General features: G+C 71.2%; 18 protein-coding genes. 16 read left to right on the top strand and 2 right to left on the bottom strand.

Annotation, left to right across the window (positions count from 1 at the left end):
* Positions 1–73 precede the first annotated feature (73 nt).
* The 13 genes from FHT37_RS08180 to FHT37_RS08240 all read left to right on the top strand — a co-directional run bounded on the left by FHT37_RS08180 (position 74) and on the right by FHT37_RS08240 (position 12,580).
* On the top strand, positions 74–493 hold the full coding sequence (locus FHT37_RS08180) for a DUF2147 domain-containing protein (protein ID WP_183480080.1): 420 nt from the start codon (positions 74–76) through the stop codon (positions 491–493).
* Between the two features lie 24 nt (positions 494–517).
* Positions 518–1,438, top strand: a complete 921-nt coding sequence (locus FHT37_RS08185) for a TorF family putative porin (RefSeq protein ID WP_183480082.1) — start codon at positions 518–520, stop codon at positions 1,436–1,438.
* A complete protein-coding gene (locus FHT37_RS08190; RefSeq protein WP_183480084.1) occupies positions 1,438–3,042 on the top strand; it encodes an FGGY-family carbohydrate kinase in 1,605 nt (534 codons plus the stop codon). Before FHT37_RS08185 ends, FHT37_RS08190 begins: the two co-directional genes overlap by 1 nt.
* The gene (locus FHT37_RS08195; protein ID WP_183480086.1) at positions 3,039–3,701 is read left to right on the top strand and encodes a class II aldolase/adducin family protein; all 663 of its coding nucleotides are present in this window, start codon (positions 3,039–3,041) and stop codon (positions 3,699–3,701) included. The genes FHT37_RS08190 and FHT37_RS08195 overlap by 4 nt, the downstream gene beginning before the upstream one ends.
* Before the next feature lie 140 nt (positions 3,702–3,841).
* Positions 3,842–5,272 (top strand): aminotransferase class III-fold pyridoxal phosphate-dependent enzyme, encoded by a 1,431-nt coding sequence (locus tag FHT37_RS08200; RefSeq protein ID WP_310739725.1) that lies wholly within the window; start codon positions 3,842–3,844, stop codon positions 5,270–5,272.
* Positions 5,269–5,961, top strand: coding sequence for a hypothetical protein (locus tag FHT37_RS08205; RefSeq protein ID WP_183480090.1), 693 nt, complete (start codon positions 5,269–5,271; stop codon positions 5,959–5,961). Before FHT37_RS08200 ends, FHT37_RS08205 begins: the two co-directional genes overlap by 4 nt.
* A gap of 119 nt (positions 5,962–6,080) precedes the next feature.
* The gene (locus tag FHT37_RS08210) at positions 6,081–7,133 is read left to right on the top strand and encodes an SPFH domain-containing protein (protein WP_091733659.1); all 1,053 of its coding nucleotides are present in this window, start codon (positions 6,081–6,083) and stop codon (positions 7,131–7,133) included.
* A gap of 32 nt (positions 7,134–7,165) precedes the next feature.
* Complete coding sequence (locus FHT37_RS08215; RefSeq protein WP_183480092.1) at positions 7,166–8,767, top strand: DUF4178 domain-containing protein; 1,602 nt, start codon at positions 7,166–7,168, stop codon at positions 8,765–8,767.
* A gap of 113 nt (positions 8,768–8,880) precedes the next feature.
* Positions 8,881–9,105, top strand: a complete 225-nt coding sequence (locus FHT37_RS08220; RefSeq protein WP_091733655.1) for a DUF350 domain-containing protein — start codon at positions 8,881–8,883, stop codon at positions 9,103–9,105.
* 91 nt (positions 9,106–9,196) lie between these two features.
* Entirely contained in the window at positions 9,197–9,988 is a 792-nt protein-coding gene (locus FHT37_RS08225; RefSeq protein ID WP_183480094.1) for a hypothetical protein, read from the top strand.
* 268 nt (positions 9,989–10,256) lie between these two features.
* On the top strand, positions 10,257–11,024 hold the full coding sequence (locus FHT37_RS08230; RefSeq protein ID WP_183480096.1) for a hypothetical protein: 768 nt from the start codon (positions 10,257–10,259) through the stop codon (positions 11,022–11,024).
* 145 nt (positions 11,025–11,169) lie between these two features.
* Complete coding sequence (locus FHT37_RS08235) at positions 11,170–11,607, top strand: PA2779 family protein (protein ID WP_175538485.1); 438 nt, start codon at positions 11,170–11,172, stop codon at positions 11,605–11,607.
* Between the two features lie 7 nt (positions 11,608–11,614).
* Positions 11,615–12,580, top strand: coding sequence for a PA2778 family cysteine peptidase (locus FHT37_RS08240; protein WP_183480098.1), 966 nt, complete (start codon positions 11,615–11,617; stop codon positions 12,578–12,580).
* Positions 12,581–12,662: 82 nt separating this feature from the next.
* Here FHT37_RS08240 and FHT37_RS08245 read toward each other — a convergent pair whose 3' ends face one another.
* Positions 12,663–12,920 carry a hypothetical protein gene (locus tag FHT37_RS08245; protein WP_091733647.1) on the bottom strand — a complete coding sequence of 86 codons (258 nt, stop codon included), beginning with the start codon at positions 12,918–12,920 and terminating at the stop codon, positions 12,663–12,665.
* A gap of 365 nt (positions 12,921–13,285) precedes the next feature.
* On the opposite strand from FHT37_RS08245, the gene FHT37_RS08250 reads away from it, so the two are divergent.
* On the top strand, positions 13,286–14,125 hold the full coding sequence (locus FHT37_RS08250) for a PEP-CTERM sorting domain-containing protein (RefSeq protein WP_183480100.1): 840 nt from the start codon (positions 13,286–13,288) through the stop codon (positions 14,123–14,125).
* A 15-nt stretch (positions 14,126–14,140) separates the two neighbouring features.
* Positions 14,141–14,368 carry a hypothetical protein gene (locus tag FHT37_RS08255; protein ID WP_091733643.1) on the top strand — a complete coding sequence of 76 codons (228 nt, stop codon included), beginning with the start codon at positions 14,141–14,143 and terminating at the stop codon, positions 14,366–14,368.
* A 53-nt stretch (positions 14,369–14,421) separates the two neighbouring features.
* Here FHT37_RS08255 and FHT37_RS08260 read toward each other — a convergent pair whose 3' ends face one another.
* The gene (locus FHT37_RS08260; RefSeq protein WP_183480102.1) at positions 14,422–15,114 is read right to left on the bottom strand and encodes a glutathione S-transferase N-terminal domain-containing protein; all 693 of its coding nucleotides are present in this window, start codon (positions 15,112–15,114) and stop codon (positions 14,422–14,424) included.
* Positions 15,115–15,199: 85 nt separating this feature from the next.
* On the opposite strand from FHT37_RS08260, the gene FHT37_RS08265 reads away from it, so the two are divergent.
* Positions 15,200–15,946, top strand: coding sequence for a hypothetical protein (locus tag FHT37_RS08265; RefSeq protein WP_147242151.1), 747 nt, complete (start codon positions 15,200–15,202; stop codon positions 15,944–15,946).
* Positions 15,947–15,985: the final 39 nt, after the last annotated feature.

The following is a 15,985-nucleotide window of genomic DNA, read 5'->3' on the forward strand; positions in this document are numbered from 1 at the left end:
TGACGCGAGGGCGTGCCCCTCCGGAAAGCAGGCGATGGCTTCACGACCGGTCCCTCCGCGACGCCGCTGGCCGATGGCCAGGGCCATAGTCGCCCTTCTGTGCGCGGCGGCCCTGTCCGCGCCGGCGCTGGCCGCCGGCCCTGACGACGCCAAGGGCCTGTGGCTGAGCGCCGACGGCGGCGCGGTGATTGAGTTCAAGCCCTGCGGCGACAAGCCGTCCGCGCTGTGCGGCCGCATCGTCTGGGACAAGGACGCGGGCCAGGCCAACGACACCTGCGGCATCCAGGTCGCGCAGCTGGAGCGCTATGACAACGAGGCCTGGCGCGACGGCTGGGTCTACGACCCGCGCGACCGGAAGAAATACAAGGGCGCGCTGCGCGTGAAGGGCGGCGACCTGTACCTGCGCGCCTTCATCGGGACCGAAATCCTCGGTCAGACCGAGCAGATGAAGCGCGTGGCCGCCCTGCCGGCGACGCCGGTCTGCAAGTCCTGAACAGCCCTGACGAGGAGACCCGAGATGACCCGCACGACCTCCGCCCCCGCGACCCGACCGGTCCTCGCCGCCTACGCGGTGTACGCCGCATTGGCCGCCCTGGCCGCGCTCGGCCCCTCCGGCGCCCGCGCCGACGACGCCGGCGTGGCCACGATGGCGATCGACACCGAAGTGAAGCTGCTCTCGGACCTGCGCAACCGCGGTGTCTCCGACTCCGGCCGCAAGCCCTCGCTGCAACTGGGCGTGCAGCTCGCCCACGAGTCCGGCGTCATTGGCCTGGCGCAGCTCTCCACCGTCAGCAAGAAGGCCTTCACCGACGGCGACGGCGTCAACCTGCTGCTGGGCACCGGCTACCGCTTCGGCGATCCGGACGCCTGGCACTTCGGCGTCGGACTGGCCAAGGAATTCTTCCCCGGCGCCAAGTTCGACGCGCCGCACGGCATCGACCTGGAAGCCGGCGTGCCGGTGGACTTCCGCCGCACCCGCTACGACACGGCCTACGCGGTGCTGGAGATCGGCTGGGGCCGGCTCGAGGGCCGGGTGCTGCACGTGCTCTCGCGCACCTACCGCGGCGCGGACACCGGCGGCGTGTGCGGCCAGATCCTCGCCGCGGCCGTCGATCCGACGCCGGCGCTCGAGTGCTACGCGCGCGGCGACCAGAACTCGCGCGGCAGCATGCTCTACGACTTGAGCTATCGCCACCCGCTAACGCCGACGACCACGCTGAACCTGCATGCCGGCACCCAGAAGATCCGCCATTTCAAGGAGGCGGACTTCAGCGACTACTCGATCGGCGTCACCCATCAGCGCTGGGGCTTGAACTGGACCGCCGAATGGGTGGCCACCCGCACCCATCGGCCCGAGCTTTTCATGATCCCCGACGGCGACGGCTGGAAGCGCCAGGACAACAACACGCTGGTGGTCTCCGTGTCGCGCAAGTTCTGATGACCACGCCGGGCACTGCGCCGCTGGTACTGGCGGTGGACCTGGGCACCAGCGGGTGCAAGTGCGCGCTGGTGGCGCAGGACGGCACCGTGGTCGCGTGGGCCTTCCGGCCGGTGGCGCTGCATGTCGAGGGCGTGCGGGCCGAGCAGGACCCCGAGGCCTGGTGGCAGGCGCTGCTCGAGGCCGCCGGCGAGGTGCTCGCAGCCGACGCCAGCCATCGAGGCCGCGTGTCGGCGGTGTGCTGCTCCACGCAGACCGAGGTGACCGTCTGCCTCGGCCGCGACGGCCGCGCGATCGGCCGCGCCTTCAGCTGGCTGGACGCTCGCGGCGCCGCCGCCGTGGCCCGGCGCGTGCGCGGCCGCTGGCTCAACATCGAGGGCTATGCGCCGCTCAAGCTGTGGCGCTGGCTGCGCCTGACCGGCGGCGCGCCGTCGCTGACCGGGCGCGACGCGGCCGGCCACATGGCCTTCATCCGCGACGAGCAACCCGCCGTCTACGAGGCCACGCGCTGCTTCCTCAACGCGCTGGACTACCTCAACTTCCGCCTCTGCGGCCGGCTCTGCGCGACGCAGGATTCCATCCTCACCAGCTGGGTGACGGACAACCGCGATCCCTCGCGCATCCGCTACGACGACCGCCTGATCCGCGCGCTCGGGCTGGACGCCGGCAAGCTGCCCGCGATCGTGCATTCCACCGACGTGCTGGGGCCGCTGCTGCCGGCGGTCGCCCATCAGCTGGGCCTGCCGGCCACGACGCCGGTGGTGGCCGGCGCGGTGGACACCTCGGCTGTCGCGGTCGGCGCCGCGGTGCCGGACTACGAGACCCACCTGTACCTGGGCACCTCGTCCTGGCTGGGGGCGCATGTGCCGGGCATGCGGACCGACGTGCGCCACAAGATCGCGGCGGTGCCCTCGGCGGTCGATGGCCGCTACCTCGCGCTGGCGCTGCAGTCGACGGCCGGCGCCAACCTGTCCTTCCTGCGCGACCGCATCCTCTATCACCCCGACGAACTGGCCGCCGACGAGGAGCATCCCGCCGTCTACGAGGCGCTCAACCGCATCGCCGCGCGCGTGCCGCCGGGCTCGCGCGGGCTGATCTACACGCCCTGGCTCTTCGGCGAGCGCACGCCGGTGGACGATCCGCTGCTGCGCGCGGGGCTGATCAACCTGTCGCTGGAGCATTCGCGCGAGGATATCTTCCGGGCCTTCCTCGAGGGCGTCGCGCTGAACACGCGCTGGATGATGGAGCCCTTCGGGCGGCTGCTGGGCCGGTCGCCCGGCACGATCGCGGCGGTCGGCGGCGGCGCGCAGAGCGACGTCTGGTGCCAGATCCTCGCCGACGTCACCGGCCAACCGATCCGGCAGCTGGCGCATCCGATCCAGGCCAACGCGATCGGCGCGGCCTACCTCGCCGGCGTGGGCACCGGCGCGCTTCGTTTCAGCGACCTGCCGGCGCTGCGCCGCACGCGCCGCCTCTACGAACCCGCCGCCGCGCTGCGCCAGCTCTACGGCGACAAGTTCGAGGCCTTCAAGGAAGTCCGCGCGCGCCTGGCGCCGCTGTACCACCGCCTCAACCGCGTGCCCGCGACGGGAGCCACCGCATGAAGCACGCAGCCGAACGGCGGCAGGTGGTGGCCCTGTGCCTGCGTTTGTCCGAGCGCGGCTACTTCGCCGGCACCGGCGGCAACCTGATGCTGCGCATCGACGACGAGCGGGTGGCGGTGACGCCGTCGGCGACGGACTACCTCGTCATGCGGCCGGAGGACGTCTGCGTGCTGCGCCTGGCCGACCTGGCCGTCGTCGACGACGCCAGCGACGGCGCCCGCCGGCCTTCGGTCGAGACCGGGCTGCATGCGCGCGTGCTGCGGGCGCGGCAGGACGTCGGCTGCAGCATCCACACCCACCAGCCGCTGGCCAGCGCCTGCGCGCTGATCGGCGAGCCGCTGGCGGTGCCGCCGGCGCTGCGCGACTGGCTCGGCGACGAGGTGCCGGTGATCGGGTATGCGCCGTCGGGCACCGCCTGGCTGGCGGGCAAGCTCGGCAAGGCGGTGCGCCCCGGACGCCAGGCTTACCTGCTGCGCAACCACGGCATCCTGTGCTGCGCCGCGGACAGCGACACGGCGATGGCGGCCGTCGAGCGCCTGGAGGACCTCGCCCGTGACCGCCTCGCCGCGCGCATCGACGAGCGCGTCCGCCGCGCACCCGATCTCCGGGATCGCCTCGCCCCGGTGCGCGACCTGCTGCTTTATCTCAAGGGACCGTGATGTCTTCGCTCGCCTCTTCCTCGTCTTCCCCGCCTTCTCCGTCTCCCTCGGCGTCGTCGTCGTCCGCGTCGTTGTCAGCCACGCCGTCGCTCGCGACGGACGGTCCCGCGCGAGAGACCGCCGACGCGGACCTGCCCGCCGTGCCCACCTGGCCCGACACGCACGCGCTCTACGAGCGCTTCGCCGCGCTGGTCAACCAGCCGATGCGCCCGATCCGTCCGGACGCGATGCCCAAGGTGCTGCGCTGGTTCGACGAGCACTGCGCCGGCTCCAAGCGCCTGGCCGAGCGCGCCGCCACCGTCATCCCGGGCGGCGTCCAGCACAACCTCGCCTTCAACCATCCCTTCCCGCTGGCGATCGCGCAGGCCCGCGGCGCCCACCTCATCGACGTCGACGGCAACCGCTACATCGACTTCCTGCAGGCCGGCGGTCCGACGCTGCTGGGCAGCAATCCGCCGGCGGTGCGCGAGGCGGTGCAGGCGCTGCTCGACGACTGCGGCCCGGTCACCGGCCTGCTGCATGCCTACGAGGTCGAGCTGGCCGAGCGCGTCTGCCGCCACATGCCGGGCGTGGAGATGCTGCGCATGCTGGGCTCGGGCACCGAGGCGGTGATGGGCGCGGTGCGGCTGGCCCGCACCTTCACCCGGCGCCAGCGGGTCATCAAGATCGGCGGCGCGTACCACGGCTGGAGCGACCAGTTGGTCTACGGCATGCGCCTGCCCAAGACCGGCCGCATGGAGGCCACCGGCATTCCCCGCGGCGCGACGGCGCACACGCAGGAATGCCTGCCCAACGATCCCGAGGCGCTGCGCCGGCTGCTGCGCTGGAACCGCCTGCGCGGCGGCACGGCGGCGGTGCTGCTGGAGCCCTTCGGGCCGGAGAGTGGCACGCGGCCGGTGCATCGCGAGTTCAACGCCCAGGTGCGCGCGCTCTGCGACGAGTTCGGCGCGCTGCTGATCTTCGACGAGGTGGTGACCGGCTTCCGCGCGGGCCTGGGCGGCGCGCAGGCCTACTTCGGCGTGACACCCGACCTGACGGTGCTGGGCAAGTGCCTGGCCGGCGGCTACCCGATGGCGGGGGCGATCGGGGGGAAGCGGGAGATCATGATGTCGCTCGTCGGCGGGATCGGCACCACCTCGCGGCGGGCCTTCGTCGGGGGGACGCTGTCGGCCAATCCGCTCAGCTGCGTGGCGGGTTACCACGCGCTGCTCGAGGCCGAGCGGACCAACGCCCCCGGCGTGGCGGCCCGTGCCGGCGATCGCCTGCGCCGCGGGCTGGAGGAGATCATCGAGCGCCGCGGCCTGCCCTACGTCGCCTACAACATCGGCTCGATCGTCCACCTGCAGACCTCCGGCGTGCTGCTGCTCGACACCAGCAGCCTGTGGAAGCTGTTCCGCCTGAAGGACGAGGCGCGGCGGCGCAAGCACATGATGGAAGAGATGGGCGCGGCCTTCACCGCGCATGGCCTGATCTCGGTGGCGGGCAGCCGGCTGTACACCAGCCTGGCCGACACCGACGCGGTGATCGACGACGCGCTCAACCGCTTCGACGACGTGATGGCGCTGACATGAGCGAAGAGCACCTGCTGCGCGATACCTGGCTCGGGCTGCGGCGGCGGCTGCTGGCGCGGGGGCTGATGCCGGGCGCCGTGGACAGCCTGTCGCTGCGCGATCCCGCCAGCGGGGCGATGGCGTGGGGGACGGCGGAGGATGCGCTCGCGCTGGTCGAGCCCCTGGCGCCGGCGACCGGCGCCCGCAAGGAGGGCGCGGGCGGCGCGGACGGCCCGGACCGCGTGGACGGCCACCTGCCCGCGATCGCGCTGCACCGCGCCGTCTACGCCGCGCGGCAGGACGTCTGCGCGGTGCTGATCGGCGGCGGCGCCTTCGGTCGCCAGCTGCAGGCCTTCGGCGGTTGGATGCCGGCGGTCTTCGACGAGCAGATCCGCCAGCTCGGCCACATGGGCCGGCCGACCGAGGCGCTGGCGCGATTGCCGCAGGCGCTGTCCAAGGGCGGCAACGTCACCCTGCATGCGGGTCGGCTGATCGTGCTGGGTATGACGCCGTCGCGGCTGGCGCTCAATGCGGAGCTCTTCGAGAAATGTGCGAAGGCCTGGGTGCCGGCGGTGGCCGGCGGCGCGGCGGTGAGCCTCCTGCCCTGGCTGGTGCGCCACATCGCCAACGGCCGATTGAGGAAGGAACAGGCCCAGGCCCGCGAGCAGGTGCGCCAGGGCCGCTGGCCGGCGGAGACGCGGGGGTACTGACGGGGGTGCGGACGAGGCTATGGAATCTCCCCCCTCGGGGTGACCAAGGTCGTCGCCTCGCTGAGGGATACTCGCCCGCGGCGGTCGGTTTGGATCGCATCTTTTTGTGGAGCTGCGCCATGGGCCTGATGGATTTCATCAAGAAACAGTTCATTGACATCATCCAGTGGACCGAGGACGACAACGGCGTCCTGGCCTACCGGTTCCCGATGCAGGACTTCGAGATCCAGTACGGCGCCTCTCTCACCGTGCGCGAATCGCAGATGGCCGTCTTCGTCAACGAAGGCAAGGTGGCCGACGTCTTCGGCCCCGGCATGTACAAGCTGACCACGCAGACGCTGCCGGTCCTCACCTACCTCAAGAACTGGGACAAGCTGTTCGAGTCCCCCTTCAAGAGCGATGTCTACTTCTTCTCCACCCGCCAGCAGGTGGACCAGCGCTGGGGCACGACGCAGCCCGTCACCATCCGCGACAAGGACTTCGGCGCGGTGCGCCTGCGCGCCTTCGGCAACTACAGCTACCGCGTCGTCGACCCGAAGAAGTTCCACACCGAGATCTCCGGCACCCGCGAGCGCTACACCGTCACCGAGCTCGACGGCCAGCTCCGCGGCCTGATGCTGCAGCACATCTCCGACGCGGTCGCCCAGTCCGGCATCCCGTTCCTTGACCTGGCGGCCAACCAGGTCGAGTTCGCCAAGGCGCTGCAGGAAGCCACCCAGCCGGCCTTCGACGCGCTGGGCCTCAAGCTCGAGATGGTCACGCTGCAGAACGTCTCGCTGCCCGAGGAACTGCAGAAGATCCTCGACCAGAAGATCGGCATGGGCATGATCGGCCAGAACATGGGCCAGTTCATGCAGTACCAGACCGCGCAGGCCATCCCCAAGCTCGCCGAGGGCGTGGGCTCGGGCGGCGGCGGCGTGGCCGGCGACGCGATGGGACTGGGTGCCGGCCTGGCGCTGGGCCAGACCATGGCGCAGCAGCTGCAGCAGGGTCTGACCGGCGCCAATCAGGGCGCCCAGCCGGCCGCGCCGGTCCAGCCGCAACCGGTCAGCCAGGGCGCCGACGAGGTCCTGCTGCTGCTCGAGAAGCTCGGCGACCTCAAGGCCAAGGGCATCCTCACCGACGAGGAATTCGCGGCCAAGAAGGCCGAGTTGCTGAAGAAGCTCAGCTGACGCCGCCAGGCGTGCTCCGCCCCGGGTCCTGATTGGCTACCGCTTCCCCCCAGCGCCGCTGGCAGGCGCAGTGCCCCCATTGCGGCGCGCCGGTCGAGTTCGCCTCGGCCGCGTCGGCCAGCGCCGTCTGCAGCTATTGCCGCTCCACGCTGCTGCGTGAGGGCGACGCGCTGCGCCGGATCGGCACCAGCGCCGAGGTCTTCGAGGACTACTCGCCGCTGCAGCTCGGCAGCGCCGGGCGTTATGCCGGCGCGGGCTTCGTGGTCGTCGGCCGGCTGCAGATGTCCTATGCGGACGGCGGCTGGAACGAGTGGCACCTGCTCTTCGACGCCAGCGCCGACCAGCCGCCCCGCAGCGGCTGGCTGGCCGAGGACAACGGCAGCTTCGTCATCAGCTTCGAGGCGCCGCTGGCCGAGCGCGCGCCCGATCCCGCCACGCTGCGCCCGGGCGGACTGCAGATGCTGGCCGGCTCGGCCTGGCAGGTGGCCAGCATCGTCGACGCGACCGTGGCCGCGGCCCAGGGGGAACTGCCCCATCCGCCGCGGCTGGCCAGCAGCTATCCGGTGGTCGACCTGCGCAACACCGCCAACGAGGTCGCCTCGCTCGAGTACAGCGACCCCGCGCAGCCGACCTGGTCGGTCGGCCGCCCCGTCAAGCTCGCCGACCTGCAGCTGACCGGGCTGCGCGCCGAGAGCGGCGCGACGCTGCAGTCCAAGGCCCTGCCCTGCCCGAACTGCGGCGCCGCGCTCGAACCGCGGCTCGACACGACGCAGTCCATCGTCTGCGGGCAGTGCAAGTCGGTCGTCGACATCTCCAAGGGGGCCGGCGCGGAGCTGGCCGCCTACCGGCAGAACACCGGCGGCGAGCCGCAGATCCCGCTGGGCACGACCGGCCAGCTCGCGATCTCCGGCGGCGCGCCGCAGCCGTGGCAGGTCGTCGGCTACCTGGAGCGCTGCGACCTGCCCGAGTCCGCCGAGGACGAACAGACCTTCTGGCGCGAGTACCTGCTGTTCAACCGCATGGAGGGCTTCGCCTTCCTCGTGGACACCGAGGACGGCTGGAGCCTGGTGCGCCCGATCACCGGCGCGCCGGCCAATGCGGGGGCGAAGTCGGTCAGCCACCAGGGCAAGGACTTCAGGCACAAGTGGACCTACACCGCCAAGGTCACCTACGTGCTGGGCGAGTTCTACTGGCGCGTCAAGCGCGAGGAACGCGCGCTGGTGCGCGACTACGAATGGCGCAACGGCACGCGGCTCGAGTTGCTGAGCAGCGAGCAGACCGGCAACGAGGTCACCTGGAGCCATGGCCGCGCGATCGACGCGGCCGAGGTGCGACGCTTCTTCTCGCTGCCCGAGGACCGCATGCCCGCGCTGCAGCGCGATGTGTCGTCCGGCCTGGACCAGGGCAAGCTGCTGCGCAACATCATCATCGCGATCTTCGTGATCGCGGTGCTGTTCGCGCTGCTGCGCGCCTGCAGCAGCGACGACTGCGACCGCTACAAGGACAGCTACGGCGAAAGCAGCGCCGAGTACCAGCAGTGCAAGCGCAGCAGCCGCGGCAGCGGCGTGGGTTACGTCGGTTCCAGCGGCGGCTCGTATGGCGGCTACAGCAGCGGCGGCGGCGGTCACAAGTAGTCGCCATCGTCCCGCCGACCCGTCCGCATCCACGCCGACTTCCCCGCGACAATCGCCGGCCCGCGCCGACCCCAGACCTTCAACCCCACCGAACGACCGACCAGGAGAACGAGATGGAAGGATTCGAATGGCTCAAGCCCGCCATCGTGCTGGGCTCCATCCTGTATGCCGTCATCGGCGTGCTGGTGTTCTGGATCAGCTTCGTCATCATCGACAAGCTCACCCCCTACAAGCTGTGGGAGGAGATCGTCGAGCACAAGAACATGGCGCTCGCGGTCGTGGTCGCGGCGATGTGCATCTCCATCGGCCAGATCGTGGCCGCGGCGATCCACGGCTGAACGGGCCATGCCGATGCGTCGATCCGCGCGACTGTCCGCCCACCTGCCGGCTCGCCTGCCCGCTCGCCTCTGCGCCCTCGCCACCCTTTCCGTGTTGGCCCTGACGGCCACCGGCGGCGTCGCACTGGCCCAGACCCAGCCCTACAAGCCGCCGCCGCCCGCGCGGCCCACCGGCATCGCGCCCAAGGGCGACTTCACCAAGGGCCTCGAGCCGGCCCGGCCCGAGCTCGATCCCGGCCAGGCCGCCGGCAGCGAGGGTTCGGACGAGGCCTTCCGCGCCAAGGCCGAGGCCGACGCGATCCGCAAGGCCAACGTCGGCGGCGGCCACGTGCTCATCAAGCGCGCCGGCTCGCGCCTGATGCTGCCGACCGGCTCCGGCCGGCCCGAGGTCTTCGACAGCGTCTGGCCCAATGCCTCGGGCAACAACGAGGGGGCCTACGAGGATTACCGCTTCGACGGCCTGTCCCCCGACCGCGAGTTCTTCGTCGTCCGCGCCACCTTCTACGAAGGCAGCAATGTCTACTGGGTCTCGCGCAAGGACGGCACGCGCTACACGATGCACGGCGAGGTGCGCCCGTCGCCGGACGGCCGCTTCCTGGTGATGGCCAATGCCTCGGCCTCGCACGACTTCAACGGCATCGTGGTCTGGGAGAACCTCGGCGGGCGGCTGGTCGAGCGTTTCCGCTTCTCGCCGCCGCTGGTTGGGATCTCGTTCTACCGCTTCATGCGCTGGAAGGACGGGCGCACGGTGGAACTCGAGCACACCGCCCTGGGCGACGAGATCACCTGCCACGGCGGCACGCAGGAGGCGCTGGCCGTGCTGACCCGCGATGGCGAGCAGTGGGCCGTCAAGGACGTGACGGCGTCGCGCTGCAAGCGCTGACCCGGCAGCCGCATCCCGCCCGCCGAGACCGCTCCGACGGTCGACCTCACGCCACTCTTTCGCTCTCCGCCATTTCGCTCCCGCGCTTCCGCTCTCGCCCTTCCGCCCGATGACCGCCCGCTCCTCCGCGCGTCCCGACGCCCTGCCCCTCCCCGTCGCGCCTGGCATCGCGCGTCCCATCATTCTTCGCACGGCGTGGCGCACCACCCTTCGCCTCGCCCTTCGCAAAGTGCCGACCGATCGCCTCGGTCGCGTCCTGAGGCTCGGCGTGACCGCCCTCACGCTGTGCGCCGTGATGGCGGGCGAAGCGGCCGTGATCGCACCGCCGCAGCCCCCTCGCCCCGCCGTGTCCCAGGGCATCGCGCCGCGCGGTGCGCTCTTCACGGCGGAGACGGCGCCCGAGGCCGCCGCGGGCGCCGATGAGGACTCCGACGAGGCCTTCCGCGCCCGTGCCGAGGCCGAGGTGCTGCGCCGCGTCGGCGCCGGGGTGCGGCGCGAGGACCAGCGCCTGTGGCTGCCCATCGCCAAGGGACGGCCGGTCGTCCTGGACAGCCGGCGTGCCGATCCGTCCGACCCGGCCTCGCCCGAGGTCGACTTCCGCCTGGACGGCCTCTCGCCGGACCGCGAGTTCTATGTCGTGCGCGCAACGCTCGCCGCCGGCAGCGAACTGCTCTGGATCTCCCGCGCCGACGGCACCCGCTACGCGATGCACGGCAACGTCCATCCGTCGCCGGACGGGCGCCATCTGGTCGTCACCCATGCGTCGCCGGGCACGGAATTCAACGGCGTCGTCATCTGGCGCCGCGAGGAAGGTCGCCTGGTCGAGCGCTACCGCTTCCAGCCCACGCCGGACCAGACGGCCGTCAGCTTCCGCTTCCTGCGCTGGCGCGACGCCGACACCATCGAACTGGCGCAGTTCGCCGAGGTCGACCCCTCGACCTGCGGCCTGGGCACGCTGAGCGCCACCGCCCTGCTGTCCCGCAAGGGCGAGCGCTGGATCCTGCGCAGCGCCAGCGCCCCGCGCTGCGAGCCGTGACCCCGCGATCGCCGCGGGCTTAACACGTTCTTCAAGCGCCGTCGGACCCCGGAATTGCATCCGATGTGACGCTCGGTAATCGAACTTGTAACAGCGCCGAGGGCGGACCTAGGATTTCATCGATCCTTCAATTTCAGGTCCGCTCATGAACCCACAAGCCTCCCGCCAAGACGCCGCCCGCCCCTCGCTGGCCAAGCGCGCGATCGCCTCGACGCTGATCGTCTCCTGCTCCCTGATGGCGCTGCCGATGCACGCCAGCGCCCAGGTCGTGCCCACCGACGCCCTGGTGCAGCAGGACGCGCCCGCCGGCACCGCCGCCGACAGCCGCGTGCGCGTCAATGCCTTCTTCGCCCGCGAGGACGTGCGCCAGGCGATGGTCAAGGAAGGCGTGAATCCGGCCGACGCCCAGTCGCGCGTGGACGCGATGTCCGATGACGAGATCCGCGCGCTGGACGGCCGCATCGCGCAGGCGCCGGCCGGCGGTGACGTGCTGGGCGTGATCTTCGCGGTCTTCGTGATCCTGCTGGTGACCGACATCCTGGGCTTCACCAAGGTCTTCCCGTTCACCCGCTCGATCCGCTGAGGTCCGCATGCGCGTCGTCCGGTCGTCCCGGTCCCTGCTCCCGCTGGCCGCTCCCGCGCTGGCGCTGGCCCTGCTGCTGGGCGGCTGCGCGAGCACGCCGCCGCAGCTGAAGGCGCTGGAAGCGCAGTGGCCCACGGACCTGCCGGCGCGCGTGGACCTGTCCGCGAAGACGCCCTTCATCGCGCAGGACGACTATGAATGCGGACCGGCCGCGCTCGCGATGCTGCTGCGCACCGCCGGCAAGACCGCGACCGTCGAGCAGCTCAAGCCGCAGGTCTTCCTGCCGGGCCGCAAGGGCTCGCTGCAGACCGAGATGCTGGTGGCCACGCGCCGCCAGGGCCTGCCCGCCTACGTGCTGCCGCCGCGGCTGGACGCGCTGCTGGCCGAGCTCGCGGCCGGCCATCCGGTGATCGTGTTCCAGAACCTGTCGCTGGACCTGGCACCGGTGTGGCATTACGCGGTCGCCGTCGGCTACGACCGCCAGCGCCGCACCGTCCTGCTGCACAGCGGCAAGACCGAGCGGCAGGAGGTCGAACTGCCGGTCTTCGAGCGCACCTGGGCGCGTGGCGACTACTGGGCGATGACGACGCTGCCGCCGGACCTGCTGCCGGCCTCGCTGGACGGCGCGCAGACGGGCGCGGCGCTGGCGGCGCTGGAGCGCCTGAATCCGGCCGCGGCGCGCAAAGGGTACTCGGCCGCGCTCACGCGCTGGCCCGGCGAGCCGGTGCTGCTGCTGGGCGCCGGCAACACGGCCTACGCCGCCAAGGACCGCCGCACCGCGGCTCGCCATTACGCCCGGCTGACCGACGTGCGCCCCGACCTGCCCGAGGGTTGGAACAACCTGGCGCAGGTGCTGATGGAACAGGGGCAGCGCTACAAGGCCTCGCTGGCGATCGAGCGCGCGGTCGCGCTCGGCGGCCCGCGCCTGGACCAGTACAAGGCGCTGCAGAAGAAGATCACCGCCGGCATGTGAGCCGGGCCGGCCTCGCCTTGCGCCCAGTGCCGCAAGGCATCAAGGCATTGGGGCCTTGCGGCTGCTTGGGTCCCTTGGGACCTCAGGGCCGGAAGTCGATCGTGCGCTGCGCCGCCTCGAGCGCGGCATCGGCCGCATAACTCCAGGTGTCGAAGCTGCGCTCCAGCTCATGCCAGTAGCCGTTGAGTTCCGGCTGCCCGCCCGCTGCCGGATGCGCGGCGATCACCAGGTAGCGCGCCCGGAATGGCGGCGCCTCGCCGACGACTTCACGGACGAACCAGCGCCCGTTGTGACTCTCGACGCCGCCGACGGCATCGGTATGGTCTGGCTTGGCTGACATGGACGCTCCTTTTCGCGTTGTGGCCGCAACCGCGGCCAGAGGATCGACGGGCCGCTCGTTCAGCGCCTGGGCAAGTTTCCCTCCAAGCGTCGTCCGGCGCCACGCGCGCCGACGATGTTTTACCCCCGCATTACAAGGTCGACTGCCGGGGCGATCCGCGAAGCAACTGCCGCACCGCCGGTGTCGGGATTCATTACACCGCCTGACCCCTTCTCGGGGGACAGGCCTTGCAAGTGCTTGAGCCAGCGGGACATCCTGCCCCGTGGCTTGGATGTTGCTTCCCCGAGCCGCTTCCGGCCGCGCGCCGGATGTCGCCCGGCCTCCCGCCCAGGGCCTCCACAAGAATGACCGCCAGAGAGATCCCGATGAAGCGCTCGCCCCTCGTTCCCCGACTTCTTTCCTGCCCTCCCCGCCTCCGTGCCTCCCTCGCTGCCGCCGCGCTGTGCGCCCTCGGCGGGGCCGCGCAGGCCTCGGTGCTGATCCTGGGCGCGACGGGCCAGCCCGGCGGGCTGACCGACGTGCAGTCCAAGATCGCCGCCACCGGCGTGGTCAGCGGCACGGTGGACGTGTTCAACGCCAACACCGGCACGCCCACGCTCGCGCTGCTCAAGAGCTACGACGCGGTCCTGGTGTTCAACGACACCTTCAACAAGCCCTTCGCCAGCGCCACGCAGCTGGGCAACGTGCTGGCAGACTACGTGGATGCCGGCGGCGGTGTCGTCGAGGCCGGCCTGTCCCACGCGACCATCCCGTTCGGCGGGCTCACCGGCCGCTTCGTGACCGGTGGCTACGACGTCTTCAACGCCAACAACAACCAGAACTCGTGCGGCAGCCTGGGCCGGGTCGCGGATCCGCAGAGCCCGCTGATGCGCGACATCGACAGCTTCAGCGGCGGCCTGTCGGCGCTGTGCTACCGCGTCACGCCCAAGGCCGGCGCGAGCGTCGTCGCCTACTGGACCAACGACAAGCCGCTGCTGGGCTATCGCACCGACCACAAGGGCATCGTCGTCGGGCTGAACATGTTCCCGGTCTCGGGCGACGTGCAGGCAGGCCTGTGGGACAGCAGCACCGACGGCGCGCGGCTGATGGCCAACTCGCTGGCCTTCGCCGCGGGCGAGCTGCCGGAGCCGGGCTCGCTGGCGCTGCTGGGCATCGCCGCGGTGGCGGCGGGCGTGGCGGGCCGTCGCCGCGCGCGCCGGGCCTGAGGGATACTTCCGCGCATGTCCACGCCGCCGACCTTCAAGTTCCCCGTTCCGCCTCCCGACCTGGTGATCACCGACGAGGAGCGCGCCGCGCTCTACTTCATCCCGCAATCGCCGGGCGGCATGCCGGTCAGCGAGGAGATGCAGCAGCGGCTGCAGGACAAGGGCCTGGCCACGCCGATCCGCGAGGACGGCCGGCGGTGGCTGACGGAACTCGGCGACCGCGCGCGGCTGGGCAAGATCTGACCCCGTGCCGGTGGACGCCGGCAGGCCCGGTGCCCGCGCAGGCGCCTGGCGGCTCAGCGCCGGTCGTACTGGGTCTTGCCGAACAGCACCTCGCGGGCCTTGTCGTCGACCAGCGGCCGGCGCTTCTCGGCCAGCACCTCGACGGCGCGCATCACCGCCGGGCGGGCCGCGATCTCGTCGAACCAGCCCTTGAGGTGCGGGAAGTCCGCCATCTCCACGCCCTGGTTCTTCGCGCCCCGCAGCCAAGGGAAGATCGCCATGTCGGTGATGCCGTAGGCGGGGCCGGCGATGTAGCGGCTGCGCGCCAAGCGGCGGTCGATGACGCCGTACAGCCGCTTGGCCTCGTTGGTGTAGCGGTCGATGGCGTACTCGATCTTCTCGGGCGCGTACATCCGGAAGTGATGGGTCTGGCCCAGCATCGGCCCGACGCCGCCCATCTGGAACATCAGCCACTGCAGCGCCTCGTAGCGTCCGCGGGTGTCGGGCGGCAGGAACTGCCCAGTCTTGCCGGCCAGGTACAGCAGGATCGCGCCGGACTCGAACAGCGACATCGGCTGGCCGTCCGGCCCGTCGGGATCGACGATCGCGGGGATCTTGTTGTTGGGGCTGATGGCCAGGAAGCTCGCGTCGAACTGCTCGCCCGCGCCGATGTCCACGGGAATCACCCGGTAAGGCAGCCGGCATTCCTCCAGCATGATGTGGACCTTGTGGCCATTGGGCGTGGGCCATGAATACACTTCGATCATCACGCGTTCTCCCAAGGGGCGCGGGGCCCCGGTCGCCGACACCTCAATGCACGGACACCAGGCCGCTCGCGCATCGTCCCGCCTCATGGTAATCAAACAAATCAAACAGTGGTTGACCGCCCGCGCCAACTCGGCCCGGTGGCGCCCCTTGAGCGAATGGGCCGCTGAACGCGGCGGCCAGTTGCGTCACGCCCGCGACGGCCGCGGCTTCGTGATCGACCTGCCGCGCACCCTGCCCGGCCTGACCCGCATCGAATGGGGGCCCTCGCAACGCAGCTACATCGAGGGCTTCGAGCTGCGCATGAGATGCGAGCTCAAGGTCAATCCCGACATGCAGATGATGCTCATCGAGCGCAAGCTGATGGAGCGCCTGGAGAGCAGCGTCTTCGAGGCCTACACCGACACGCTGCGCACCCGCGTGGACACCGACACGCCGGAGGAGATGCGCTGGCTGGTGATGTTCCCGAAGCAGTCGCAGATCGAGTCCAAGCTCGTGCGACAGCGCTTCGGCGCGGTCGGCATCAATCGCGAGCTGATCATGGCCTGGCTCGACAAGGACCTGTCCGAGCGCCTGGCCCAGGCGACGCAGGACGTGCTCATCGAGGGCCGGCCCTTCGTGCTGCTGAGCCTGCGCGGCAACGTCTATCTGCGCACCGCGATGCCCGAGCCGGCACTGGCCGAGGTCGAGGCCCTGACCCGCGTGCTGGACGCCGCGGCGGGCAGCGCGCTGGCGGTGCACCAGCGCATCGGGGACGGCGGTCCCTGGCCGACGACCACCTCGGTGGCCTGGCACAGCCGGCCGTCCGAAGGCGATTACGGCGCGCCGGTCTGAGCCGCCCTCGCGGCCTGGCCGACGACGGCGGCGCATGCC

The organism is Mitsuaria sp. BK037 (assembly GCF_014193045.1).
In the GTDB taxonomy this organism is placed as follows: domain Bacteria; phylum Pseudomonadota; class Gammaproteobacteria; order Burkholderiales; family Burkholderiaceae_C; genus Roseateles.

Excerpts from the sequence above, each read along its gene's own strand:
- FHT37_RS08260 (WP_183480102.1), bottom strand. The coding sequence starts at position 15,114 with ATGATCGAAGTGTATTCATGGCCCACGCCCAATGGCCACAAGGTCCAC.
- FHT37_RS08250 (WP_183480100.1), top strand. The coding sequence starts at position 13,286 with ATGAAGCGCTCGCCCCTCGTTCCCCGACTTCTTTCCTGCCCTCCCCGC.
- FHT37_RS08195 (WP_183480086.1), top strand. The coding sequence starts at position 3,039 with ATGAAGCACGCAGCCGAACGGCGGCAGGTGGTGGCCCTGTGCCTGCGT.
- FHT37_RS08240 (WP_183480098.1), top strand. The coding sequence starts at position 11,615 with ATGCGCGTCGTCCGGTCGTCCCGGTCCCTGCTCCCGCTGGCCGCTCCC.
- FHT37_RS08180 (WP_183480080.1), top strand. The coding sequence starts at position 74 with ATGGCCAGGGCCATAGTCGCCCTTCTGTGCGCGGCGGCCCTGTCCGCG.
- FHT37_RS08190 (WP_183480084.1), top strand. The coding sequence starts at position 1,438 with ATGACCACGCCGGGCACTGCGCCGCTGGTACTGGCGGTGGACCTGGGC.
- FHT37_RS08265 (WP_147242151.1), top strand. The coding sequence starts at position 15,200 with ATGGTAATCAAACAAATCAAACAGTGGTTGACCGCCCGCGCCAACTCG.
- FHT37_RS08185 (WP_183480082.1), top strand. The coding sequence starts at position 518 with ATGACCCGCACGACCTCCGCCCCCGCGACCCGACCGGTCCTCGCCGCC.
- FHT37_RS08245 (WP_091733647.1), bottom strand. The coding sequence starts at position 12,920 with ATGTCAGCCAAGCCAGACCATACCGATGCCGTCGGCGGCGTCGAGAGT.
- FHT37_RS08205 (WP_183480090.1), top strand. The coding sequence starts at position 5,269 with ATGAGCGAAGAGCACCTGCTGCGCGATACCTGGCTCGGGCTGCGGCGG.
- FHT37_RS08255 (WP_091733643.1), top strand. The coding sequence starts at position 14,141 with ATGTCCACGCCGCCGACCTTCAAGTTCCCCGTTCCGCCTCCCGACCTG.
- FHT37_RS08210 (WP_091733659.1), top strand. The coding sequence starts at position 6,081 with ATGGGCCTGATGGATTTCATCAAGAAACAGTTCATTGACATCATCCAG.
- FHT37_RS08235 (WP_175538485.1), top strand. The coding sequence starts at position 11,170 with ATGAACCCACAAGCCTCCCGCCAAGACGCCGCCCGCCCCTCGCTGGCC.
- FHT37_RS08220 (WP_091733655.1), top strand. The coding sequence starts at position 8,881 with ATGGAAGGATTCGAATGGCTCAAGCCCGCCATCGTGCTGGGCTCCATC.